Genomic DNA, 22038 nt, shown 5'->3' on the forward strand with positions numbered 1-22038 from the left:
TGGCGCTAATCCGCCGGATCGCCGTCGCTGTCGTGGCCGGTCTTCGGGGGCCAGATGGCCTCGATCTCCAGGCGCTGGTCGGTCCGGGAGAAGGTCTCCCAGATGACGCCGTTGACGTCATGGTCCACTGACAGGGTCGGTGCGCAGGGGTCCTCCCACCCCAGGTGGCGTACGCCGCCGGCTGCGCCCGGCACCCGGCGGACGGAGAAGTTCAGCTGGCTGGTGCGCCACAGGGCGTACTCGCCGGGAATCACCACTTCCGGCTCCACACCCAGCCGCCGCGTGTAATCGGGGATGCTCGCATGGACATCGTCGACGGCGAGGGCGATATGGAACCGTTTCATGGCGGTCGCTCCTGCACAGTAGCGGGTTGGCCCGCGTGCGTCCGCTTGCCGGCTGCCCGCACTCGGTGCTAACGTCACCTCATGATAAACGTACTTGGTCAATTCCATTGGCGCTACGACTGGCGATTTACTTGCCCCGGTCTCGAAGACCGTTCCGGGGGCAGGGCGCCGTTGCGCTGATGGAGCCGAGCTGACAGGTTACCGCCACGATGACGCCCCCGGATCAGAGACCGGGGGCGTTTTTCGTTGTGTATCCGTGGCGGATGAACCTGATCAGGAGGCAATGATGACCGACGACTGTTCCCGACCGGATCCGGTTCGAGCGCTGATGGCGCGTCGCGACCTGACCGACCCCGCCCAGGGCGACCATCCCATGCAGCAGCTGATCGAGCGGCTGCACACACCTGATGCGGAGCGCGTGCGCCGCACCCTGCGCACGCCGCCCCTGGTGCCCGGCCCGGAGGGCTGGCGCGCCAGGCACAGCACCACGGAAACGGTGCTGGCCCAGTTGCCCGATCTTGCCGCCGACGGCGTCGGCAATGCGGTGGTTCGCTGCGCCGGGCTGGTGTGCGGCAGCCGCCGCAGTGACGCGACCGCACTGGTGGCCCATGAGCTGGACATCTGGCTGCTGGGGGAGACGGCGTCGACGGTGCTGGCGTCACTGGTGCAGGGCGCCATCCGTACGGCCGTGCCCGGTGTCAGTTACCGCCTCACACCGGCCCGGTCCGCGGTGCTTCCCGGGCGCGATTTCCGTATTGACCTCATGGCGCGTGGCCGCTGGCACGACGTGGGTGGCTGTGGCGTGTTGCGGCAGGAGGGTGAACCCGTTGCCGTGGGGTTCAGCCTGACGCTGGAGCCGCTGCTGGCGCTGAGCGACCTGGCTGGTGATCAGGCCGACGGCAACACGCAGACCGTGACCTCTTCGCGGTCGTGATACAGCTGCTTGCAGCGCACGTCCATGGTGCGCCCGCTGCGCTGCAGCGCAGCGCGGAGTTGCTCCAGGCCGTCGCGCACCGTCGCGTGGCGCTGCTTCATGGGCAGTTTGAGGTTGAAGATCGCCTGCCGGCACGCGCCTTCCGTGAGCCAGGCGGTCATCAGCGGGAGTATCCGCGACGGGCGTTCGACCATGTCGCAGACCAACCAGTCCACCGGGCGGCGGGGGCGGTAGCGGAAGCCGTCCTCGCGCCGGTGATCCACAAGCCCGGAGTCCAGTAGCGCGGTGTCCATGGGGCCGTTGTCCACGGCCGTGACGTGCAATCCCCGGCGCACCAGTTGCCATGTCCAGCCCCCGGGAGCGGCGCCCAGGTCGACGGCCGTTGCGCCCGCGTGCAGCAGGCGCTCCCGCTCTGCCGGGTGCAGCAGCGTCAGTAACGCCTCTTCCAGCTTCAGGGTCGAGCGACTGGGCGCCTCCGCGGGCATGCGCAGCCGGGGGATGCCAAGCGGCCACGGCGAGCTGTTGTCCAGGGGCGCGATGCCGGGGAAGACCGTGGCCGAGTCAGTGAACAGCAGGTGCAGGCGCTGAACGGCGTGCGCGTCCAGTGCGCCGCGCTGCCGCAGTGCCTGCTCAACGGCGCGACCGAAGCCCCTGCAGAATCGGGACAGGCCCTTGCCGTCGTTGGTGTCCGGGTACTCCAGGCGCACATCGGCGTAGACGTCGCCCGGGGGCAGTGCCTGGAGCAGGGGTGTCAGCCGGTCCTGCTCGGGCAGCCCCGTGAGCCAGCCGTGGCCGGTGAGCCACTGGCGGATGAAGACCAGCGCCGTGAACGGCAATGCCCGCAGCAGCGGGGCGACCGGGGTGCCGTCATGGCTGTGGAACTCCACGAGCCCGCCGTCCCGGTGGGTGCGGCAGTAGCCATGGATCCCGGCCCCGGTGGCGCGGTCCGTCAGCTCCGCCGCGGCGTCGTTCTCGAGCCCCGCGCGGGTGTAGGCCAGCAGTGCGGCGCCGGCGGTCCAGGGTGCAATCTCTGACATGGCGGGAGTGTAACCGGAACGCACCGCCGCCGTCCGCGCCGGCTGTTCCTTGTCGGGCACAAGAGACGCTATGCTGAACGCTGTGACCGACGGGATGTCGAAACGGGGGCGCAGGCCACCCGGACTGCTTTCTGAACTGCATGCAATGGCAAGGAGAAGTCCATGGAAACGATTCTGCTCATTATCGGCGCGGCGCTGGTCGCTCTTGTGGCGTCGGCGATCCGCGTCCTGCGCGAGTACGAACGTGGTGTGATCTTCCAGCTCGGCCGCTTCTGGAGCGTCAAGGGCCCCGGCCTGATCCTGGTCATCCCGCTGATCCAGCAGATCGTGCGGGTGGATCTGCGTACGGTGGTCATGGACGTCCCCAGCCAGGACGTGATCTCGAAAGACAACGTCTCCGTTGGCGTCAACGCCGTGATCTACTTCCGTGTGGTCGATCCGCAGCGGGCCGTGATCAACGTGGAGGACTTCTACGCCGCGGTCAGCCAGCTGGCGCAGACCACGCTGCGCTCGGTGCTGGGCAAGCACGATCTCGACGAAATGCTGCAGGAGCGGGATCGACTCAACCAGGACATCCAGGAGATTCTCGACGAGCATACCGACGCCTGGGGCGTGAAGGTGGCCAACGTGGAGATCAAGCATGTGGATGTGGACGAGAGCATGATCCGCGCCATCGCCCAGCAGGCGGAAGCGGAGCGCAGCCGGCGCGCGAAGATCATCCACGCCGAGGGGGAAATGCAGGCGGCCCAGAAGCTCCAGGACGCCGCCAACATCCTGTCGCAGAATCCCCAGGCGATTCAGCTCCGGTATCTGCAGACACTCACGGGCATTGCCCAGGACCAGAACTCCACCATCGTCTTCCCCATGCCCATGGACCTGATGGGTGCCTTCGAAGACCTCATCAAGCGGAGCAAGGGTGGTGGCGGCGCCAGCGCCGGCTGAGCCTGCCGATCCCGCCAGTGTCGGGCGCATCGAGGCGTTTCTCGATGCGCTCTGGCTGGAGCGTGGCCTGAGCGAACGAACCCTGGCGGCGTATCGCACCGATCTGCTGGGGTTCGCTCGTTGGCTGGGGCGGTCGGACGGCAATCTGGAGCAGGCGGACCAGGCCGCGGTGCTCGGCTATCTGGCGGAGCGCGTGCAGGCGGGGGCGCGGCCGCGCAGCACGGCGCGGCTGCTCTCGACCCTGCGCCGCTTCTACCGCTGGCTGCTGCGCGAGGGCGTGGTCCAGCGTGACCCCACCGCAGAAGTGGACTCGCCGCGCCTGGGGCAGCCGCTGCCGGGGGCGCTGACGGAATCCGAGGTGGAGGGCCTGCTGGCCGCTCCCGATACCGGTGACCCCATCGGCCTGCGCGACCGCGCCATGATCGAGTGCCTTTACGCCAGCGGGCTGCGGGTCTCCGAACTGGTGGGCCTGCGGCTGGGGCAGGTGAACACCCGCCAGGGTGTGGTGCGCGTGATCGGCAAGGGCGACCGGGAACGTCTTGTGCCGCTGGGTGAGGCCGCACTGGACTGGCTCGATCACTACATGGGCAGCGCACGCCCGGAGCTGCTGCACGGGCGCGTCTCCGATGCCGTGTTCGTCACCGCCCGCGGGGGCGGCATGACCCGGCAGGCGTTCTGGTATCGCATCCGCCATTACGCGGTGGTCGCCGGGATTCGCAAGCCCTTGTCACCGCACACGTTAAGGCACTCCTTTGCCACCCATCTGCTGAATCACGGCGCCGATCTGCGCGTGGTACAGTTGCTCCTGGGGCACAGCGATCTGTCCACCACCCAGATTTATACCCACGTGGCGCGTCAGCGTCTGCAGGAGCTGCACGCCGAGCATCACCCGCGCGGTTGATGGCCGCCATCCGAGGAGTACGTCATTCATGAAGGTTCTGATCTCCGCTCTGGCGGCCAGTCTGCTCATGCTCGCGGCGGTGGTCGCCTCTGCCGACGAGGTGACGGAGCGCATCACCGAGCGGCTGCAGTCCATGAGCCCGGATCTGGAGCCGGAGCGTGTCGAACCCACGCCCCTGGAGGGCATCTACCTGATCGTGGTCCAGGGGCAGGTGGCGTACATCTCCGGAGACGGTCGTTACCTGATCCAGGGGGACATCATGGACCTGGACGCCCAGGAGTCCCTGTCCGACGCCCTGCAGGGTGAGCTGCGCCGTGACCGTATCGAGGAGCACGGTGAAGACAACATGATCGTCTACCGGCCCGATGGTGAAACCCGCCATACGGTGACGGTCTTTACGGATATCGATTGCCCGTACTGCCGCCAGATGCACGGCCGCATGGATGAGTACCTGGATGCGGGCATTGCCATTCGCTATCTGCAGATGCCGCGCGCCGGTGTGGGTACCGCGTCCTACGACAAGGCGGTGAGCGTGTGGTGTGCGGACGATCGTAACGCGGCCATGGATGCCGCCAAGGCCGGGGAGACCCCGGAGCATCGGGAGTGCAGCAATCCGGTGGAAGAGCAGTTCTATCTGGCGCAGTCACTGGGCGTCAACGCCACCCCGACAATCGTCAGTGAAGCGGGCACGGTCCACCGCGGCATGGTGCCGCCCGATGAGCTGTTGCAGCGTCTGGAGAGCGAATAGAGCCCGCCACCGGCGGGCTCCTGGGCGGGTGACGATCAGCGTTCCAGCAATTCCAGCTTGTTGGGTTTGCCGTCCCACTCCTCGGCGTCTTCCGGCGGATCCTTCTGTTCGGTGATCACCGGCCACTGCTGGGAGAGTTCCGCGTTGAGCTCGAGGAAATGGCTCATCTCGTCCGGGAGGTCGTCCTCGGAGTAGATCGCTTCAGCGGGGCATTCCGGCTCGCACAGGGTGCAGTCGATGCACTCGTCCGGGTCAATGGCCAGAAAGTTCGGCCCCTCGTGAAAGCAGTCCACCGGACAGACTTCCACGCAGTCGGTGTACTTGCACTTGATGCAGTTTTCCGTGACAACAAAGGTCATGGGTTGCTCCGTTGCGTTTGTTCGAGACGGCCGACACCCGGCGGGCGATGCACGGCGGGCGCCTGTATGCCTGGGGCGCGTCCGGCCGGTTCCGATGCGGGGAGAAGCGGGTCTGCGGCTGGCCCCTGCCGGGGTGCCGCCATGGTCGCTCTCCGGGAGCGCGCAATCATACCCTGAGCGCGCGAATCCCGCGATAGTCTAGCGCAGTTGTGCAGTGCTCACGAGTCCCCGCCGGCGAGCGTCTTGAGCTCGTAGAGAAGGTCCAGCGCCTGGCGGGGGGTAAGCTCGTCGGGGTTGACCGCATCCAGGCGCGTCTCCACCGGGCCCGGCCCGGGCGGTGGTGCCGGCTCGGCGAACAGGGGCAGCTGGTCCAGGGGCTCGTCGCGCCGACGGGTCTCCCGTTCCAGCTCCTCAAGCTTGCCGCGGGCGGCATTGATCACGTCCCGGGGCACGCCGGCGAGCGTGGCCACCTGCAGGCCGTAGCTCTGGCTCGCGGGGCCTTCCCGCACGGTGTGCAGGAATACAATGCGCTCGCCGTGTTCCACGGCGTCCAGGTGAACGTTGGTGGCGGTGGGCTGGTGCTCCGGCAGCGACGTCATCTCGAAGTAGTGGGTCGCGAACAGGGTGAACGCGCGCAGGCGCTCCGCCAGCCATACGGCTGCCGCCCAGGCCAGTGACAGGCCGTCGAAGGTGCTGGTGCCGCGGCCGATCTCGTCCAGCAGCACCAGACTGTTCGGGGTGGCGTTGTTCAGGATGTTGGCCGTCTCGGTCATCTCCACCATGAACGTGGAGCGGCCGCTGGCGAGATCGTCCGAGGCGCCGATGCGGGTGAAAATCCGGTCCACGGGGCCGAGCCGGGCCGTATGCGCCGGGACGAAACTGCCCACGTGGGCGAGCAGGGTAATCAGTGCCACCTGGCGCATGTAGGTGGATTTACCGCCCATGTTCGGGCCGGTGATGATGAGCATGCGGCGGTCGTCGGCGAAATGCACGTCGTTGGGCACGAAGGCGTCGTCCAGCACCGTCTCGACGATGGGGTGGCGCCCCTGTTCAATGGTCAGCCCCGGCTCGTCCTGGAGCGTCGGTCGTGTGTAGCCCAGGGCGTCGGCCCGTTCCGCCAGGCAGGCCAGGGTGTCCAGCTCAGCCAGGGCGCCGGCGGCCGTCTGCAGGCCGCCCAGGGTTTCGTTGAGCTGCTCCAGCAGTGCCTCGTAGAGCGCCTTCTCCCGTGCCAGCGCCTTCTCCCGGGCACTCAGCACCTTCTCTTCAAAGCCTTTCAGCTCGGGCGTGATGTAGCGCTCCGTGCCCTTGAGCGTCTGTCGCCGGGTGTAGTGGTCCGGGATCTGGTCGGCGTTGGCGCGGGTGACTTCAATGTAGTAGCCGTGCACCCGGTTGTAGCTCACCTTGAGGGTGTTGATCCCCGTCTCCTCCCGCTCGCGGGCCTCCAGGTCGATCAGGAACTGGTCGGCGTTGCGGCTCAGCCCGCGCAGCTCGTCGAGCTCGGCGTCGTAGCCGTCGGCGATCATGCCGCCGTCGCGGATCAGTACCGGCGGGTTGTCCACCAGGGCGCGGCGCAGAAGGTCGCTGGTCTCGGGGTGCGGTGCCAGACGCGTGGCGATGTCCGCGAGCAGCTCCGCGTCGGCGCTCGACAGCCCCGCCTGCAGGTCGGGCAGCCGGTCCAGGGCGTAGCGCAGCCCTTCCAGGTCCCGTGGGCGAGCCGAGCGCAGGGCGACACGGGCAAGAATGCGCTCGGCGTCGCTGGTGCCGCGCAGGATCTCGCGCAGGCCTTCGTAGCGGCGCCCGTCCACCAGCTGTTCCAGGGCGTCGTGACGGGCGCGCACGCGGTGCTGGGCGCGCAGGGGGCGATGCAGCCAGCGGCGCAGCAGGCGCCCGCCCATGGCGGTGACAGTGGTGTCCAGCACCCAGGCCAGGGTGTTGTCGGTGCCGCCGCCGAGGTTGTACTCGATCTCCAGGTTGCGGCGGCTTGCGGCGTCGATGACGATGCCTTCATCGCGCTGCTCCACGGTGATGCCGGTGACGTGCGGCAACGCGGATCGCTGGGTGTCGGCGACGTACTGCAGCAGCGCGCCGGATGCACGAATGGCCAGGGGCAGGTCCTCGCAGCCGAACCCGGCGAGATCCTGCGTGCCGAACTGGCGGGTCAGCAGCCGCCGGCAGGCGTCTTCCTCGAAGTGCCAGGGCGGGCGGCGGGTCCGGCCCCGCCGGTGGGTGAGCGCCTCGGGAAGGGGCTGATCCTCGTCGTGCAGCAGCTCCGCCGGATGCAGCCGCTCCAGCTCCGCCAGCAGGTCTTCCTCGGTGTCGATCTCCTGGGCCGAGAAGCGGCCGCTGGAGACTTCCAGCGCCGCCAGCCCGTACCGGCCCCGGTGGTGGCTGATGGCGGCCAGCAGGTTGCTCTGGCGCTCTTCCAGCAACGCATCCTCGGTGAGCGTGCCCGGGGTGACGATGCGCGTGACCTGGCGCTCCACCGGCCCCTTCGCCGTGGCCGGGTCGCCGATCTGTTCGCAGATCGCCACGGATTCACCGCGGCGCACCAGCCGGGCCAGGTAGTTCTCCACGGCGTGGACGGGCACACCCGCCATGGGAATCGACTCCCCGGCGGACTGGCCGCGCGCGGTGAGCGTGATATCCAGCAGCTCTGCGGCGCGGCGGGCGTCGTCGTAGAAGAGCTCGTAGAAATCGCCCATGCGGTAGAACACCAGGATGTCCGGGTGATCCGCCTTGATCCGCAGGTACTGCCGCATCATGGGGGTGTGTTGACTGGTGGCGGCGTCCGTCATGGTTGGTCCATTCCTTGTCGGGTCGGCTGGTGCCGTGGTCGGTCCCGGAAAGCCGCTATGCTAGAGTTTGACCCTTTCCCCTGCAACGCAACCGGAAGTGGATGCTCCATGGACTATACCGTGTCCGGAAACGCCCCCGACGAGTCGCGGCTGGCCGTGCTGGCGGAGGCCGTTGGTGCGGCGCTGGCCGAGAGCCGCCAGGTGCTGACCACGGCCGAATCCTGTACCGGCGGCTGGATCGCCAAGACGGTGACCGACGTGGCCGGCAGCTCAGGCTGGTTCCGCCGCGGCGTGGTGACCTACTCCGACGATGCCAAGTCGGAGCTCCTAGGCGTCCCCCCGGAGCAGCTTGCGCGGTTCGGTGCGGTCAGCGAAGAAGTGGTACGCGCCATGGCGGAAGGGGCGCTCGCCCGCAGTGGCGCCGATGTTGCCGTGGCGGTCAGTGGCGTTGCCGGGCCGGACGGTGGCAGCGACGCCAAGCCGGTGGGGCTGGTTTGGTTTGGCTGGGCGCTGCGCTCCGGGTTCGTGATCTCGCGCCCGGAGCGTTTCCCGGGCGGCCGCGAGGATGTGCGCCGCGCCAGCGTCGCCGTCGCCCTGGAGGGCGTGCTTCGCCAGATGCGGCGGGAGATTCCCTGAGCCGTCATGGCGCGGCTGTTCTTCGCCCTGTATCCCGACGCCGCTGCCAGGGCGTCGCTGGCGGCAGTGTTGCCGACCGACGGTGCCCGAGGCCGCGTCATTCCCGCGGACAACCTGCATGTGACCCTGGCGTTCCTGGGTGACGTCGACGCCACTGCTGCCGACGCGCTCCGCGCACTGCAAGATGCCGTGCCGGTGCCACCGTTCGAGCTGTGTTTCGAGCGGCTGGTGTTCTGGGAGCGGGCGCGTGCGCGCGTGCTGGTGCCGGAGGCGGTGCCGCCCGAGGCGGAGTGCCTGCAGGCAGGTATTCGACGTCTGCTGACCGGGCAGGGGCTGTCGTTCGACCGTCGCCCCTGGAACCCCCACGTGACACTGGAGCGGCGCGCCGCCCCGGCCCCCACGCGTCCTGTCACGCCGATCCGGATCCGTTTTGACGATTACGTACTCATGGCGTCCGAAACGCGGCCGGAGGGTGCCGTGTATAGGCCGCTGGCGCGCTGGCGGCTGCCGCCGGGCGATGCTGTCTGACTCCCTTCCGCTCCCTCGCCGGGGGTGGGAGGGTGTATGCAAGTATGGAATAATACAGCGCTTTGGGTGGTGGCATGGAGCTGGCCGCCGACCGGTTCTCAGTGCGCGCGAACACAAGCAGAGGTAATGATGGACGACAATCGGAAAAAGGCGCTCGGCGCCGCTCTCGGGCAGATCGAGAAGCAGTTCGGAAAGGGCGCCGTCATGCGCATGGGCGACGCCGCGGCGGTCAGGGATGTCGACGCCGTATCCACCGGTTCCCTCAGCCTGGATGTGGCGTTGGGTATCGGTGGTATGCCGTACGGGCGCGTTGCCGAGATCTACGGCCCGGAGTCTTCCGGCAAGACCACGCTGACCCTGCAGATCATCGCCGAGGCGCAGCGCCAGGGTGGCACGGCGGCATTCGTGGATGCCGAACACGCCCTGGACCCGGATTACGCGCGCAAGCTGGGCGTCGACGTGGACGAACTGCTGGTGTCCCAGCCGGATACCGGCGAGCAGGCGCTGGAGATCTCCGACATGCTTGTGCGCTCGGGCGCGGTGGACATCGTGGTTGTCGACTCCGTGGCGGCGCTGACCCCGAAGGCGGAAATCGAGGGGGAAATGGGCGACTCCCACGTGGGCCTGCAGGCGCGGCTCATGTCCCAGGCGCTGCGCAAGCTCACCGCCAACATCAAGCGCACCGGCACCCTGGTGATCTTCATCAACCAGATCCGCATGAAGATCGGTGTCATGTTCGGCAGTCCTGAGACCACCACGGGTGGTAACGCGCTCAAGTTCTACTCGTCCGTGCGCATGGATATCCGCCGTATCGGGGCGATCAAGAAGGGCGACGAGGTGGTGGGTAACGAAACCCGCGTGAAAGTGGTCAAGAACAAGATGGCGCCGCCATTCAAGCAGGCCGAGTTCGAGATCCTCTACGGTGAAGGCATCTCCCGTGAGGGTGAGCTCATCGACCTGGGCGCCAAACACGGCATCGTCGACAAGGCCGGTGCCTGGTACAGCTACAACGGCGACCGGATCGGCCAGGGCAAGGACAACGTGCGGACCTTCCTCAAGGACAACCCTGACGTTGCCAATGAAATCGACCGCAAGCTGCGGGAGATTCTCCTGCCCGGACGCGGTGACGGCAGCAGCAGTGGTGGCCAGGAGGCATCCGAGGAAGCCGAGGCCTGATTGCAGGCGACAGGTGTGGTGGATCAGCCCGACGAAGAGGCCATGGACGCCGGCTACGAGGCCGGCGTTCGTCTGCTGGCGCGCCGCGAGCACTCCAGTCAGGAGCTGGCACGCAAGCTGGGCGCCCGCGGGTATGAGCAGCGCGTAATAGAGCTTGTTTTGGACCGTCTGGTCCGGCAAGGTTACCTGAGTGACGAGCGTTTCACGGAAGTGTTCGTTCGTCAGCGCTGTCAGCAGGGTCAGGGCCCCGTGAAGATCGTCTCGGATCTCTCGCAGCGGGGCATCGACGAACGCCTGGCTCGTTACTACCTTGATCAACAGTCGGTGGACTGGATCGAGCAGGCGCGGGCGGTACGGGTCCGGCGCTTCGGTGAAGCGCTGCCCGACGACCGCCGGGAGCGGGCCAGGCAGGCACGATTCCTGGCGAGCCGCGGGTTCAGTGCGGAACAGGTGTACAGCGTGCTGGATTCACGGGCGCGCGACTAGGTGACAGCATCCGCGGTGGAGACCGCGGTTTTGAAAAGGCAGGTCAAAGGGTTCATGACGATAACGAGTGCGGAACTGCGCAGCGCATTTCTCGAGTATTTCCGGAAGCATGGTCACGAAGTCGTGCCCAGCAGTCCGCTGGTGCCCGGCAACGATCCGACGCTGCTGTTTACCAACGCCGGCATGGTGCCGTTCAAGGACGTGTTCCTGGGGCGCGAGGAGCGGGGCTATACCCGTGCCTGCTCCTCACAGCGCTGCGTGCGTGCCGGCGGCAAGCATAACGATCTCGAGAACGTCGGCTATACCGCCCGGCACCACACGTTCTTCGAGATGCTGGGCAACTTCAGCTTCGGCGACTATTTCAAGCGCGAGGCGATCCGGTTTGCCTGGGAGTTCCTCACCCGGGTGATCGAGCTGCCGCCCGAGAAGCTGTGGGTGACGGTGTTCGAGGAGGATGACGAAGCTGCCCGGATCTGGCTGGAAGAGATTGGCGTCTCCCCGGAGCGCTTCTCCCGCATCGGCGCGCACGACAACTTCTGGTCCATGGGCGATACTGGTCCCTGCGGGCCGTGCTCGGAGATCTTCTACGATCACGGCCCTGACGTCCCCGGTGGCCCGCCCGGAACGCCGGAGGAGGACGGTGACCGCTTCGTCGAGGTCTGGAACCTGGTGTTCATGCAGTACAACCGGTCCGCCGACGGGTCCATGACGGAGCTGCCCAAGCCGAGCATCGATACCGGCATGGGGCTGGAGCGTCTGGCCGCCGTTCTTCAGGGCGTGCACAGCAACTTCGAGATCGATCTGTTCCAGAATCTCATCCGTGCAGCGGCCAACGTCACCGGCGCCACGGACGACCTGGACAACAGCTCTCTCAAGGTCATCGCCGATCACATCCGTGCCTGCGCCTTTCTCATCACCGACGGGGTGTTCCCCTCCAACGAGGGGCGCGGCTACGTGCTGCGCCGGATCATCCGTCGCGCCGTCCGGCACGGTTACAAGCTCGGCCAGGAGGAGATCTTCTTCCACCGGCTGGTGCAGCCGCTGGTGGACGAAATGGGCGCGGCCTACCCGGAGCTGGTCGCGCAGCAGGTGCAGGTGGAAAAGCTGCTCAAGCGTGAAGAAGAACAGTTTCAGGAGACCCTGGAGCAGGGTCTGAAGCTGCTGGAAGGCGACCTCAAGGACCTCTCCGGCTCCGTCATTCCCGGCGCCACGGTCTTCAAGCTCTACGATACCTACGGCTTCCCGGTCGATCTCACCGCCGACATCGCCCGCGAGCGGGATCTGTCGCTGGACATGGACGGCTTCGAAGCCCACATGGAGGATCAGCGCAATCGCGCCCGCGCGGCAAGCCAGTTCCGCGCCGACCACGCGGGCGGCGCCGAGGTCTCCGCGCGTTCCAGTTTCACCGGTTACGAGCAGCTTGAGGACAGTGGTCAGGTGGTGGCCCTGTTCGCCGACGGCCGTGCCGTAAACCAGCTCGACGCCGGCCAGACCGGCATGGTGGTGCTGGACCGCACGCCCTTCTACGCCGAGTCCGGTGGCCAGGTTGGCGACACCGGCACCCTGACTGCGGATGGGATCGAGTTCGAGGTCGAGGATACTGCGCGCCAGGGCGAGGCCATTGGCCACCTGGGGCGCGTGCGGAGTGGGGCGCTGGCGGTGGGGCAGACCCTGCAGGCCCGGGTCGATGCCGAGCGCCGTGCCGCCACGCAGCTCAACCACACCGCGACCCATCTGCTGCACGCCGTGCTGCGGGAGCGGCTGGGCACGCATGTGCACCAGAAGGGGTCCCTCGTGGCGCCGGACCGGCTGCGATTCGACATCTCGCACCCGGAGCCCATCGATTCCGATGAACTCCAGCGCATCGAGCAGATCGTCAACGCCCGCATCCGTGAGAACGAGCCGGCGGACATCCGGGTGATGCCCTATGACCAGGCCATGGAAACCGGCGCCATGGCCCTGTTCGGTGAGAAGTACGGCGACGAGGTTCGCGTGGTGCGCTTCGGCGAGCTCACCACCGAGCTGTGCGGTGGTACGCACGTGCGCCGTACCGGCGATATCGGACTGTTCCGTATCGTCGAGGAAACCGGCGTGGCGGCAGGTGTGCGCCGTATCGAGGCGATTACCGGTGCACGGGCCGTGGAGTGGGTCGAGGAGCAGGCGCAGACGCTGGGCCGTGCCGCCGAGCTGCTGCGTGCCCGCCCGGAGACCCTGCAGGTGCGCCTGGAGCAGGTGCTCGACAAGAGCCGCCAGACCGAGAAGGAACTGGAACGGCTGAAGCAGAAGCTCGCCAGCCAGGCCGGCGGCGACCTTGCCGACTCGGCCGTGGACGTGGATGGCGTTCGCGTGGTCGCTTCGACCCTGGAAGGGGGGGATGCCAAGGCCCTGCGCGATACCGTCGACCAGCTCAAGAACAAGCTCGGCTCTGCCGCCGTGGTGCTGGCTGCCGTTGATGACGGCAAGGTACGGCTGGTCGCTGGTGTCACCAGCGACCTGACGGACCGCGTCAAGGCGGGGGACCTGGTCAATGCCGTGGCCCAGCAGGTCGGTGGCCGCGGCGGTGGCCGTGCCGACATGGCGCAGGCCGGTGGCAGTGAGCCCGAGCGGCTGCCGGAGGCGATGCAGTCGGTGCCGGAGTGGATCCGGCAGCAGTTGCAGTGAGACAGGTGGCCGGACGGCGGCTGATCAATCCACATGCACGGTGCCCGCGGTGACGGCCGCGGCACCCGGAAACAGGTAAACGGACTGATGCCCCTGATCGTACAGAAATACGGCGGAACCTCCGTGGGCTCCATTGAGCGCATCGAGGATGTCGCCCGCAAGGTGATCAAGACCAAGGAAGCCGGCAACAACGTGGTCGTGGTGGTCTCGGCCATGAGTGGCGAGACCAACCGGCTGACGGAGCTCGCCAAGCAGATGAACCCCAATCCGCCGGCGCGGGAGCTGGACATGATGCTCTCCACCGGCGAGCAGGTGACCATCGCGCTCCTGGCCATGGCCATTGAGAAGCAGGGGCATGCCGCACGCTGTTACACGGGGGCGCAGGTGCGCATCCTGACCGACAGCGTCCACAGCAAGGCGCGGATTCAGGAGATCGACGCCAAGGTCGTCACCGAGGACCTCAAGGAAGGTCGCATCGTCGTGGTGGCCGGTTTCCAGGGCATGGATTCCAGCGGCGCCATCACTACCCTGGGCCGCGGTGGCTCCGACACTACTGCCGTCGCACTGGCCGCCGCCCTGGGGGCCGACGAGTGCGAGATCTATACCGACGTGGATGGTGTCTACACCACCGACCCGCGGGTCGCGTCCAAGGCGCGCCGGCTTGACCGCATCACCTTCGAGGAGATGCTGGAGATGGCGAGCCTGGGCTCCAAGATCCTGCAGATCCGGGCCGTGGAGTTCGCGGGCAAGTACCACGTGCCGCTGCGCGTGCGGTCAACCTTCGACGATGGTCCGGGCACACTGATTACGTATGAGGACGAGAACATGGAAGAACCGCTGATCTCCGGAATCGCGTTCAACCGCGACGAAGCCAAACTGACCGTCCTGGGTGTTCCGGATCAGCCCGGTATCGCCGGGCGCATTCTCGGCCCAGTGTCCGAGGCGAACATCGAAGTGGACATGATTGTCCAGAACATCAGCCAGAGCGGCCTGACCGATTTCACCTTTACGGTGCACCGCAACGACTACGAGAAGACCCTGAAGATTCTCCAGGGCATCAATGACGAACTGGGTGCCCGGGAGGTCTACGGCGACACCAAGATCGTCAAGCTCTCGCTGGTCGGGGTCGGCATGCGGTCCCACGCCGGTGTTGCGAGCACCATGTTCGAAGCCCTGGCGAAAGAAGGGATCAACATTCAGATGATCTCCACGTCGGAGATCAAGATCTCCGTGGTGATCGACGAGAAGTACCTGGAGCTGGGCGTACGCGCCCTGCATACCGCGTTCGAGCTCGATGATGAGGACGCGCAGGTCAGTATCGAAGGAAAATCGAGCGACTGAGCCAGGCCGTTGAGAGCTGGTTGCGTTCGTGGGGTGATCGACTGGATCGCCCTGTATGTAGGACCCGGCAGGTGACATCCATCGGCTGACGGTGGTCTCCGGGATTTTGATGCTTAGCTGAAGTGGCGGCTGCGCTGGATGCCGGTCGTTGAAACTCTCGAGAGGAACCGCGGGTCCACGTTTTACAGGGAGGCCCGGAGGCTGGCCCGGAGAAATGGCCAGGCGCCGTGGCATGGGTGTGCGTCGACGTGGAAGCGTCTGGTTGGGTAACCGGCGTAGCGGGGGCCAGTGGATTTAGGAGAGAGGCAAATGCTGATTCTGACCAGGCGAGTAGGTGAGACGCTGATGATCGGTGACGAAGTGACCGTGACCGTTCTTGGCGTCAAGGGTAACCAGGTGCGCATTGGCGTCAATGCGCCCCGGAACGTCTCCGTGCATCGTGAGGAGATCTATGAGCGGATCCAGCACGAGAACGAGGACGAGGAGGGCGCACCCGGAAGTAATTGACTGTTGTCGTAACAGGGACGATGGCCTCCCACGGGTTTACCTGAGAGGCCAAATCCCGTAGTCTACGGCGCTTCAACGATGGCGCGCAAAACGCGCCATCCGCGATCCCGGAGAGGTGGCCGAGTGGCTGAAGGCGCTCCCCTGCTAAGGGAGTATGGGTACTGCCCATCGAGGGTTCGAATCCCTCCCTCTCCGCCATTTTCAGTTAAGCAGTGCCGCAGGTACTGCTTAACTGAAAATCGTGACACGGCGGATTCGAACCCTCGATTGGACAATGTGGGTTCGGGGATGTCGCATTGACGCAGAGCCGGCCCTTCGCCATAATCTGCGCCTTCACAGATTCAGCGCCCGTAGCTCAGCTGGATAGAGCACCTGGCTACGAACCAGGCGGTCGGAGGTTCGAATCCTTCCGGGCGCGCCATACAACGGAAAAGGGGTACCCGACAGGGTGCCCCTTTTTTCGTTGTATAACCTGCCGGATTCGGACCTCCGACATGAACCCGTTGGTTCGACGACGGAGCGTTAGGACGAGTAGGGTGGACCTTCAGGTCCACCAGCCCCGGTCGCTGTATAACCAGCCAGGGGCGCGCCGTGTCTAAGCGAACCCGGGCGGGTTCCACTCGTCCATCATGCGGCGGCGTGCCGCTTCCAGCCGCTCCGACATCAGCGCCGAGAACTTCTTCAGCACGGCATAGCCGAATGCAGGGTCCTCTTCACAGTGCGCGAGAATGGCGGCGCCGTCGAAGGTCAGGAGTTCCGTGTCGGACTCGGCGCGCGCCTGGAACGTCCACTTGTAGGGCGGGATCAGCCAGGACCACCCGAGAATCTGGCCCTCGGTCAATCGCTGGATCTCCAGCGCCGGACCCGAAATAGCGGGAATCTCGATGAGAATCTCGCCGCTGGTGACCAGGTAGAAGACATCGGAGACCTCGCCCTGCCGGAACAGGACGTCCCCCCGCGACAGGGTGAGAGTTGCAGCGCGTTGGCTCAGCTCCTGGATGGTTGCCTCATTCAGGTCGGCGAAGAACGGCTGCTGACGGAGCTGGGCGGAGACATCGGCGGTTGTCATGGCGTTGCCCTCTGCTGGCGGCACACGGGTGCGACGGCGCGGAGGGGCAGGGTCGGTCACAGCCGGATGACGCCACCACGCCACAAGGAGAGTATGTCGCACGTGCGCGACATTGCATCCGTGGTGGGCGGTCCGCCGTCGACGGGGTTAGTCCATGGGGGGCAGGTGAGCGGCCTGTTCGGGGTCCAGGTCCACGTCGTGAACCACGAGAACGGGCTGCTTGGCATGGCGCACTAGCCACTCCGTGGCCGAACCGTGCAGGAACTGCTGCAGGCCGCTACGCCCGCGGGTGCCCATGGCGATCAGGTCGGCGCCCCATTGGTCGGCGTGGGCGCTGACCTTCTCGGCGGCACTGCCCACTTCCACGGCGACCTCTTCGCCCTCGCGGACCCATTCGTTCAGTTTCTCGCGGGCGGCGGCTTCCGCCTTGCTGCGCTCGTCTCTGGCGTGCATGGGGTTGATTGACGGGTCCGCGGTGGCCTGGGCGATCTCGCTGGGACCGACCACGTAAAGCAGGCGCAGGGTGGTTGTCTCGGGGCGGAAGTCGCGGGCCACGGCCACAGCACGTGCCGAAGCAGTCGAGAAGTTCACGGGCACCAGGATACGTTTCAGCATAGAGAGTCGGCGTGCCTCCGGGTTTTCAGGTGTTTGTTCCAGTTGACGCTCAGAGTAACCGATCGTGTTGCCCCGCAGACAGCGTTTGTTCCGAAAAGACCAGAAATGCTGTTGTGCAGCATTCTTCTTGAGGAGGGAGCGCAATCCCCGTATCATCCGGCCCACTTGGAGTCTGGCAACATGGTCGCCGCGGCCCTCTCCCGCAGGAGTCAGATGCCTTGCATCCCGCACTCCGTAACGCGGCTTATCAGCGTTTTCCAGTCAAACCGTTCGAAAACTGTGCACCCTTCGCCGGTGCGAAATCCGACATTGCTGAGAGCTCGCCGGCTGTGCGCCCGCGGGGAAAGGTCCGTTAATGCTGTCTGATGTAATGAAGCGGGGCGCGGGTTCATTCCGTCGCACGTGGTTGTTCAATGTCCGTGGGGACCTGGTCGCGGGCATCGTGGTTGCGCTTGCGCTGATTCCCGAGGCAATTGCGTTCTCCATCATCGCCGGTGTCGACCCGAAAGTCGGGCTCTATGCGTCGTTCTGCATTGCCGTGGTGATCGCGTTCACCGGCGGCAGGCCCGGGATGATCTCGGCCGCAACCGGAGCGATGGCGCTGTTGATGGTCACCATCGTGACGGATCATGGCGTTGAGTACCTGTTTGCGGCGACCATACTGACCGGCGTCCTGCAGATCATCTTCGGCTGGCTCAAGCTTGCGCGCTACATGATGTTCATTCCGCGCACGGTGATGCTGGGCTTCGTGAACGCCCTGGCGATTCTGATCTTCATGGCGCAGATCCCGCATTTCGTCGGTCATGGAATGCCCACGTACCTGATGGTGGCCGCCGGTCTGGCGATTCTCTACGGGTTTCCCTACATCAACCGCACCATTCCGCCCCCGCTCATCGCCATCGTGGTACTGACCGGCGCGGCCATCTATTTCAACATGCCGTTGAAGACCGTCGGCGACATGGGGGATCTGCCGGACGGGATGCCGTTTCTGAGCATTCCCATGGTGCCGCTCACCTTCGAGACCCTGCAGATCATTCTTCCGGTTGCCCTGACGCTGACCATTGTCGGGTTGCTCGAGTCACTGCTCACGGCGTCCATCGTCGATGATCTCACCGACACGCCCAGCAAGAAGAATGTGGAGTGCCGGGGACAGGGTATTGCCAACATCACCTCCGGTTTCTTCGGTGGTATGGCGGGCTGCGCGATGATCGGCCAGTCCGTGATCAACGTGAAGTCCGGGGGGCTGGGGCGATTGTCGACCCTGGCGGCCGGTGTGTACCTGATGTTCTTCATCATGGTGCTCGGCGACCTGGTGTCCATGATTCCCATGCCGGCTCTGGTGGCCGTGATGATCATGGTCTCCATCGGTACATTCGACTGGACGTCCATTGGCATGCTGCGGAAGATGCCGCGCACCGATGCGTTCGTGCTGATCGTCACCGTGGTGACCGTGGTGGTGACGCACGATCTCGCAAAGGGGGTCTTCGCCGGCGTGTTGCTGAGCGCAATCTTCTTCGTGCGCAAACTGGCCCGCCAGATCCGCGTGACGCCAGAGGACAGCGACGATGGCCAGCACCGGACGTACCGCGTGCGAGGGGTGTTGTTCTTCGTGGCCGTCGACAATTTCATGGCCGGTTTCGATTACACTGCGGCGGTGCCGAGAGTGACCATCGACCTGACCGGTGCCACCCTCTGGGACAGCTCCGCCGTGGGGGCGGTGGACAAGGTCGTCGGCAAGCTGCGCCGTAACGGCGTTGAAGTCGATGTGGTGCACCCCGAAGGCCAGGGTGCCAAACTCATGGATGATCTCGCTGCTTATGATGACACTGGAGCGGGCGAACCGGGCCACTGATTCCGGGTTGTGTTCAGTATGGTATACAATGGCTCCATGAACCGGTGTGCCGGACATCAGTCGCCGACACGCCTGCCACGCTGAGCCAGAGGAGCCATGATGGTAGAGCGAAGCTACTACGCCCCGAAAGGCGGGCTACCACCGCAGACGCAGCTGCTGTCCGATCGCGCGGTGTTCACCGAGGCGTACGCCGTCATCCCCAAGGGCGTCCTGCGGGACATTGTTGCCAGTTACCTGCCGTTCTGGGAGGAGACGCGGTTGTGGGTGCTCTCGCGGCCGTTGTCCGGCTTCGCGGAGACGTTCTCCCAGTACATCATGGAGGTCGGTCCCGGCGGTGGCAGCGACCGGCCGGAGCAGCAGGCCGGTGTCGAAGGCGTGCTGTTCCTGGTGGAAGGCGAGCTCACCCTGACCCTCGAGGGTGCCACCCATGTGATGCGTCCCGGTGGCTATGCCTTCATCCCGCCGGACAGTAACTGGTCGGTGCGCAACCACGGTGCAGAGCCTGTCCGCTTCCACTGGATTCGTAAGGCGTATGAATACGTGGACGGTCTGGGCGTGCCGGAAGGTTTCGTCACCAACGAGAACGACATCGAGCCCACGCCGATGCCGGACACGGATGGTCGCTGGGCGACCACGCGCTTCGTGGACCCGGCCGATCTGCGGCACGACATGCACGTCACCGTCGTGACGTTCCAGCCGGGGGGCGTGATTCCCTTCGACGAGATGCACGTGATGGAACACGGCCTGTACGTGCTCGAAGGCAAGGGTGTCTATCACCTGAACCAGGACTGGGTGGAAGTGGAGGCCGGAGACTACATGTGGCTGCGTGCTTTCTGTCCACAGGCCTGCTATGCGGGCGGCCCCGGCCCGTTCCGTTATCTGCTGTACAAGGACGTGAACCGGCATATGACCCTGGGGCGTCCCGGCGGCTGATGCGCCGGGGTTGTACCGGCGTGTCCCGGTGGTGGCGCACTCACGGTCATGCCGCCCCGACGGTGTCGATGTTGTCCACCAGAAAATCCACGAACTGACGGACCTTGGGGGAGAGATGGCGGTGGCGCGGGTAGACCACCCATACGGCGGTGTGGGTGCAGGCGTACTGGTCCAGCACCGACATCAGGCGACCTTCAGCCAGGCCCGACTGGACGTAGTAGTCCGGAAGCTGTGCCAGGCCGAGCCCCCGCTGAACCGCATCCAGTAACGCCACCCCCGAGTTCCCTCGCCAGTTGCCGTGCACGCGCAAATGCCGGTGCTGGCCATCCATGTCGAACTGCCAGTGATCGGCGGACCCGAGCAGACAGTTGTGCCCGGCCAGCTCCTCCAGGGTGTGGGGCTGTGGATAACGCTGGAAGTAGTCCACGGAGCCGACCACGTATTCGCGGCGGCTGCACAGGCGGCGGGCGATCAGCGACGAGTCTGGCAGGGCGCCGGCACGGATGGCCACGTCGAACCCCTCGTTGACGATATCCACGCGCCGGTTGGTGAATTCCTGGTTCACGGTCAGTTGCGGGTGCTGCTGCAGGAACGCGTTGACCAGCGGGGCGATGTAGCGTTCGCCGAAAGTGGCGGCGCAGGTCACGCGCAGTACCCCGGTCGGGCGGCGCTGGTAGTCGCCGATGGCCTGGAGCGCTTCCTGGAAGCCGTCGAAGAGGTGTGCGCAGTGGTCGAAATACACTTCGCCGGCGTCAGTGAGCTTGAGCTGCCGGGTGGTGCGGTAGAGCAGCTGTGTACTCAGCTGGGTTTCCAGGCGCGCCACCAGGCGGCTCACATGGGAGCTTGAGACGCTCAGGTGCCGGGCGGCCTCGGCAAACGACCCCCGCCGGACCACTTCCACGAAAGCCTCGATACGATCCCAGTGCTGCATTGTTGCTCTCCAGCAATAATCTCTTGCCCAATGATGCCTTAATTCCCGCACGTGTGCCGTTACACTGGATAGTGAATTCAGGAGGTGGCGTCACACGGCGCCACCGGTAACGAGGAGAAGGACTATGAAATCCCGTGCCGCCGTAGCACTGGAGGCAGGCAAGCCGCTGGTGCTGGAAGAGATCGACGTGGACGGCCCGAAAAAGGGTGAAGTCCTGGTACAGATCAAGGCCACCAGTGTCTGTCACACGGACGCGTACACACTCTCCGGTGCCGACCCGGAAGGCCTGTTTCCCTCGGTGTTGGGCCACGAGGGTGCAGGTATCGTCCAGGAAGTGGGGGAAGGGGTAAAGAGCCTCCAGCCGGGCGACCATGTCATCCCCCTCTACACGGCCGAATGTGGTGAGTGCAAATTCTGCCGTTCGGGCAAGACCAACCTCTGCGGCGCCGTGCGCGCCACCCAGGGCAAGGGCGTGATGCCGGACGGTACGTCCCGGTTCTCGCTCAATGGCAAGTCGCTGCATCATTACATGGGGTGCTCCACGTTCAGCGAGTACACCGTTCTGCCGGAAGTCTCGCTGGCGAAGGTCTCGAAAGAGGCACCCATGGACAAGATCTGCCTGCTTGGTTGCGGGGTGACCACCGGTATCGGCGCGGTGCGGAACACGGCCAAAGTGGAGCCGGGCTCCACGGTGGCGGTGTTCGGCCTCGGCGCCATCGGGCTGGCCGTGATCCAGGGGGCGCAGATGGCCGGGGCCGAGCGCATCATCGCCATCGATGTGAACCCGGACAAGTTCCAGCTGGCACGGCAGTTCGGGGCCACGGAGTTCGTCAACCCGAAGGACTACAGCGACCCCATCCAGCAGGTGATCGTCGACATGACCGATGGCGGGGTCGATTACTCCTTCGAGTGCATCGGTAATGTCAACGTCATGCGGTCGGCGCTGGAATGCTGCCACAAGGGGTGGGGCGAGTCGGTGATCATCGGCGTCGCCGGCGCCGGCGAGGAGATTTCCACACGGCCGTTCCAGCTGGTCACCGGGCGGGTCTGGAAAGGCTCTGCGTTCGGCGGCGTGAAAGGGCGCAGCGAGCTGCCCGGGTACGTGGATGACTACATGAACGGTCGCATCATGATCGACGAGTTCATCACCCACGACATGCCGTTCGACCAGATCAACGAAGCCTTTGAACTGTTGCACGCAGGCAAGAGTATTCGCACCGTCCTGCACTATTGAGGAGCCGAC

Annotated in this window: 21 protein-coding genes and 2 tRNA genes; 16 read left to right on the top strand and 7 right to left on the bottom strand. The window is 65.7% G+C overall.

Features of this window, described 5'->3' with window-relative positions; genetic code table 11:
* Positions 1 to 5 precede the first annotated feature (5 nt).
* Positions 6 to 344: a VOC family protein gene (locus tag BMZ02_RS00580; RefSeq protein WP_091639022.1), complete on the bottom strand. Its 339-nt coding sequence runs from the start codon at positions 342 to 344 to the stop codon at positions 6 to 8.
* Between the two features lie 286 nt (positions 345 to 630).
* Between BMZ02_RS00580 and BMZ02_RS00585 the strand changes: the two genes are divergently transcribed.
* Positions 631 to 1278 carry a hypothetical protein gene (locus BMZ02_RS00585; protein ID WP_091639024.1) on the top strand — a complete coding sequence of 216 codons (648 nt, stop codon included), beginning with the start codon at positions 631 to 633 and terminating at the stop codon, positions 1276 to 1278.
* On the opposite strand, the gene rlmM is transcribed toward BMZ02_RS00585, so the two are convergent.
* Positions 1233 to 2315 (bottom strand): 23S rRNA (cytidine(2498)-2'-O)-methyltransferase RlmM, encoded by a 1083-nt coding sequence (rlmM, locus tag BMZ02_RS00590; RefSeq protein ID WP_091639026.1) that lies wholly within the window; start codon positions 2313 to 2315, stop codon positions 1233 to 1235. The genes BMZ02_RS00585 and rlmM overlap by 46 nt on opposite strands.
* A gap of 162 nt (positions 2316 to 2477) precedes the next feature.
* Here rlmM and BMZ02_RS00595 point away from each other — a divergent pair, with 162 nt between their 5' ends.
* From BMZ02_RS00595 to BMZ02_RS00605, 3 genes are read left to right on the top strand one after another with little or no spacing between them, the layout of a single operon-like run.
* On the top strand, positions 2478 to 3257 hold the full coding sequence (locus BMZ02_RS00595) for a slipin family protein (RefSeq protein ID WP_091639027.1): 780 nt from the start codon (positions 2478 to 2480) through the stop codon (positions 3255 to 3257).
* Positions 3232 to 4158 carry a site-specific tyrosine recombinase XerD gene (gene xerD / locus BMZ02_RS00600; RefSeq protein ID WP_091639029.1) on the top strand — a complete coding sequence of 309 codons (927 nt, stop codon included), beginning with the start codon at positions 3232 to 3234 and terminating at the stop codon, positions 4156 to 4158. The genes BMZ02_RS00595 and xerD overlap by 26 nt, the downstream gene beginning before the upstream one ends.
* A gap of 28 nt (positions 4159 to 4186) precedes the next feature.
* Entirely contained in the window at positions 4187 to 4906 is a 720-nt protein-coding gene (locus tag BMZ02_RS00605; protein ID WP_091639031.1) for a DsbC family protein, read from the top strand.
* Between the two features lie 35 nt (positions 4907 to 4941).
* Here the strand turns inward: BMZ02_RS00605 and fdxA are convergent, their stop codons facing one another.
* Together fdxA and mutS are read right to left on the bottom strand one after the other, a co-directional pair.
* Entirely contained in the window at positions 4942 to 5265 is a 324-nt protein-coding gene (gene fdxA, locus BMZ02_RS00610; protein WP_091639032.1) for a ferredoxin FdxA, read from the bottom strand.
* A gap of 218 nt (positions 5266 to 5483) precedes the next feature.
* Positions 5484 to 8060: a DNA mismatch repair protein MutS gene (gene mutS, locus BMZ02_RS00615; RefSeq protein ID WP_091639034.1), complete on the bottom strand. Its 2577-nt coding sequence runs from the start codon at positions 8058 to 8060 to the stop codon at positions 5484 to 5486.
* Between the two features lie 108 nt (positions 8061 to 8168).
* Here mutS and pncC point away from each other — a divergent pair, with 108 nt between their 5' ends.
* The 9 genes from pncC to BMZ02_RS00660 all read left to right on the top strand — a co-directional run bounded on the left by pncC (position 8169) and on the right by BMZ02_RS00660 (position 15816).
* Positions 8169 to 8696 carry a nicotinamide-nucleotide amidase gene (gene pncC / locus BMZ02_RS00620; protein WP_091639036.1) on the top strand — a complete coding sequence of 176 codons (528 nt, stop codon included), beginning with the start codon at positions 8169 to 8171 and terminating at the stop codon, positions 8694 to 8696.
* Positions 8697 to 8702: 6 nt separating this feature from the next.
* Positions 8703 to 9224, top strand: coding sequence for an RNA 2',3'-cyclic phosphodiesterase (gene thpR, locus BMZ02_RS00625; protein ID WP_091639038.1), 522 nt, complete (start codon positions 8703 to 8705; stop codon positions 9222 to 9224).
* Between the two features lie 129 nt (positions 9225 to 9353).
* The gene (recA, locus tag BMZ02_RS00630; protein ID WP_091640318.1) at positions 9354 to 10400 is read left to right on the top strand and encodes a recombinase RecA; all 1047 of its coding nucleotides are present in this window, start codon (positions 9354 to 9356) and stop codon (positions 10398 to 10400) included.
* Positions 10401 to 10886, top strand: a complete 486-nt coding sequence (locus BMZ02_RS00635) for a regulatory protein RecX (protein ID WP_245753899.1) — start codon at positions 10401 to 10403, stop codon at positions 10884 to 10886.
* 54 nt (positions 10887 to 10940) lie between these two features.
* Positions 10941 to 13547 carry an alanine--tRNA ligase gene (alaS, locus tag BMZ02_RS00640; RefSeq protein ID WP_171909751.1) on the top strand — a complete coding sequence of 869 codons (2607 nt, stop codon included), beginning with the start codon at positions 10941 to 10943 and terminating at the stop codon, positions 13545 to 13547.
* Positions 13548 to 13634: 87 nt separating this feature from the next.
* Positions 13635 to 14888, top strand: coding sequence for an aspartate kinase (locus BMZ02_RS00645; RefSeq protein ID WP_091640323.1), 1254 nt, complete (start codon positions 13635 to 13637; stop codon positions 14886 to 14888).
* Between the two features lie 309 nt (positions 14889 to 15197).
* Positions 15198 to 15395, top strand: coding sequence for a carbon storage regulator CsrA (csrA, locus tag BMZ02_RS00650; protein WP_091639040.1), 198 nt, complete (start codon positions 15198 to 15200; stop codon positions 15393 to 15395).
* 109 nt (positions 15396 to 15504) lie between these two features.
* Positions 15505 to 15593: transfer RNA gene (locus tag BMZ02_RS00655), tRNA-Ser, on the top strand.
* 146 nt (positions 15594 to 15739) lie between these two features.
* Positions 15740 to 15816: transfer RNA gene (locus BMZ02_RS00660), tRNA-Arg, on the top strand.
* A gap of 174 nt (positions 15817 to 15990) precedes the next feature.
* On the opposite strand, the gene BMZ02_RS00665 is transcribed toward BMZ02_RS00660, so the two are convergent.
* Both BMZ02_RS00665 and BMZ02_RS00670 read right to left on the bottom strand, forming a co-directional pair.
* The gene (locus tag BMZ02_RS00665; RefSeq protein ID WP_091639042.1) at positions 15991 to 16464 is read right to left on the bottom strand and encodes a Crp/Fnr family transcriptional regulator; all 474 of its coding nucleotides are present in this window, start codon (positions 16462 to 16464) and stop codon (positions 15991 to 15993) included.
* A 147-nt stretch (positions 16465 to 16611) separates the two neighbouring features.
* Positions 16612 to 17079 carry a universal stress protein gene (locus BMZ02_RS00670; protein WP_091639044.1) on the bottom strand — a complete coding sequence of 156 codons (468 nt, stop codon included), beginning with the start codon at positions 17077 to 17079 and terminating at the stop codon, positions 16612 to 16614.
* Between the two features lie 355 nt (positions 17080 to 17434).
* Here BMZ02_RS00670 and BMZ02_RS00675 point away from each other — a divergent pair, with 355 nt between their 5' ends.
* Together BMZ02_RS00675 and BMZ02_RS00680 are read left to right on the top strand one after the other, a co-directional pair.
* Positions 17435 to 18931, top strand: coding sequence for a SulP family inorganic anion transporter (locus BMZ02_RS00675; protein ID WP_245753900.1), 1497 nt, complete (start codon positions 17435 to 17437; stop codon positions 18929 to 18931).
* Between the two features lie 96 nt (positions 18932 to 19027).
* Entirely contained in the window at positions 19028 to 19864 is an 837-nt protein-coding gene (locus tag BMZ02_RS00680) for a bifunctional allantoicase/(S)-ureidoglycine aminohydrolase (RefSeq protein ID WP_216110633.1), read from the top strand.
* Between the two features lie 46 nt (positions 19865 to 19910).
* Here BMZ02_RS00680 and BMZ02_RS00685 read toward each other — a convergent pair whose 3' ends face one another.
* Positions 19911 to 20795 (bottom strand): LysR substrate-binding domain-containing protein, encoded by an 885-nt coding sequence (locus BMZ02_RS00685; RefSeq protein WP_091639047.1) that lies wholly within the window; start codon positions 20793 to 20795, stop codon positions 19911 to 19913.
* A gap of 124 nt (positions 20796 to 20919) precedes the next feature.
* On the opposite strand from BMZ02_RS00685, the gene BMZ02_RS00690 reads away from it, so the two are divergent.
* Positions 20920 to 22029 carry an S-(hydroxymethyl)glutathione dehydrogenase/class III alcohol dehydrogenase gene (locus BMZ02_RS00690; protein WP_091639049.1) on the top strand — a complete coding sequence of 370 codons (1110 nt, stop codon included), beginning with the start codon at positions 20920 to 20922 and terminating at the stop codon, positions 22027 to 22029.
* Positions 22030 to 22038: the final 9 nt, after the last annotated feature.

The organism is Aquisalimonas asiatica (assembly GCF_900110585.1).
In the GTDB taxonomy this organism is placed as follows: Bacteria; Pseudomonadota; Gammaproteobacteria; order Nitrococcales; family Aquisalimonadaceae; genus Aquisalimonas; species Aquisalimonas asiatica.

Excerpts from the sequence above, each read along its gene's own strand:
- BMZ02_RS00580 (WP_091639022.1), bottom strand. The coding sequence starts at position 344 with ATGAAACGGTTCCATATCGCCCTCGCCGTCGACGATGTCCATGCGAGC.
- BMZ02_RS00585 (WP_091639024.1), top strand. The coding sequence starts at position 631 with ATGACCGACGACTGTTCCCGACCGGATCCGGTTCGAGCGCTGATGGCG.
- rlmM (WP_091639026.1), bottom strand. The coding sequence starts at position 2,315 with ATGTCAGAGATTGCACCCTGGACCGCCGGCGCCGCACTGCTGGCCTAC.
- BMZ02_RS00595 (WP_091639027.1), top strand. The coding sequence starts at position 2,478 with ATGGAAACGATTCTGCTCATTATCGGCGCGGCGCTGGTCGCTCTTGTG.
- BMZ02_RS00605 (WP_091639031.1), top strand. The coding sequence starts at position 4,187 with ATGAAGGTTCTGATCTCCGCTCTGGCGGCCAGTCTGCTCATGCTCGCG.
- fdxA (WP_091639032.1), bottom strand. The coding sequence starts at position 5,265 with ATGACCTTTGTTGTCACGGAAAACTGCATCAAGTGCAAGTACACCGAC.
- mutS (WP_091639034.1), bottom strand. The coding sequence starts at position 8,060 with ATGACGGACGCCGCCACCAGTCAACACACCCCCATGATGCGGCAGTAC.
- pncC (WP_091639036.1), top strand. The coding sequence starts at position 8,169 with ATGGACTATACCGTGTCCGGAAACGCCCCCGACGAGTCGCGGCTGGCC.
- thpR (WP_091639038.1), top strand. The coding sequence starts at position 8,703 with ATGGCGCGGCTGTTCTTCGCCCTGTATCCCGACGCCGCTGCCAGGGCG.
- recA (WP_091640318.1), top strand. The coding sequence starts at position 9,354 with ATGGACGACAATCGGAAAAAGGCGCTCGGCGCCGCTCTCGGGCAGATC.
- alaS (WP_171909751.1), top strand. The coding sequence starts at position 10,941 with ATGACGATAACGAGTGCGGAACTGCGCAGCGCATTTCTCGAGTATTTC.
- BMZ02_RS00645 (WP_091640323.1), top strand. The coding sequence starts at position 13,635 with ATGCCCCTGATCGTACAGAAATACGGCGGAACCTCCGTGGGCTCCATT.
- csrA (WP_091639040.1), top strand. The coding sequence starts at position 15,198 with ATGCTGATTCTGACCAGGCGAGTAGGTGAGACGCTGATGATCGGTGAC.
- BMZ02_RS00665 (WP_091639042.1), bottom strand. The coding sequence starts at position 16,464 with ATGACAACCGCCGATGTCTCCGCCCAGCTCCGTCAGCAGCCGTTCTTC.
- BMZ02_RS00670 (WP_091639044.1), bottom strand. The coding sequence starts at position 17,079 with ATGCTGAAACGTATCCTGGTGCCCGTGAACTTCTCGACTGCTTCGGCA.
- BMZ02_RS00675 (WP_245753900.1), top strand. The coding sequence starts at position 17,435 with ATGCTGTCTGATGTAATGAAGCGGGGCGCGGGTTCATTCCGTCGCACG.
- BMZ02_RS00680 (WP_216110633.1), top strand. The coding sequence starts at position 19,028 with ATGATGGTAGAGCGAAGCTACTACGCCCCGAAAGGCGGGCTACCACCG.
- BMZ02_RS00685 (WP_091639047.1), bottom strand. The coding sequence starts at position 20,795 with ATGCAGCACTGGGATCGTATCGAGGCTTTCGTGGAAGTGGTCCGGCGG.
- BMZ02_RS00690 (WP_091639049.1), top strand. The coding sequence starts at position 20,920 with ATGAAATCCCGTGCCGCCGTAGCACTGGAGGCAGGCAAGCCGCTGGTG.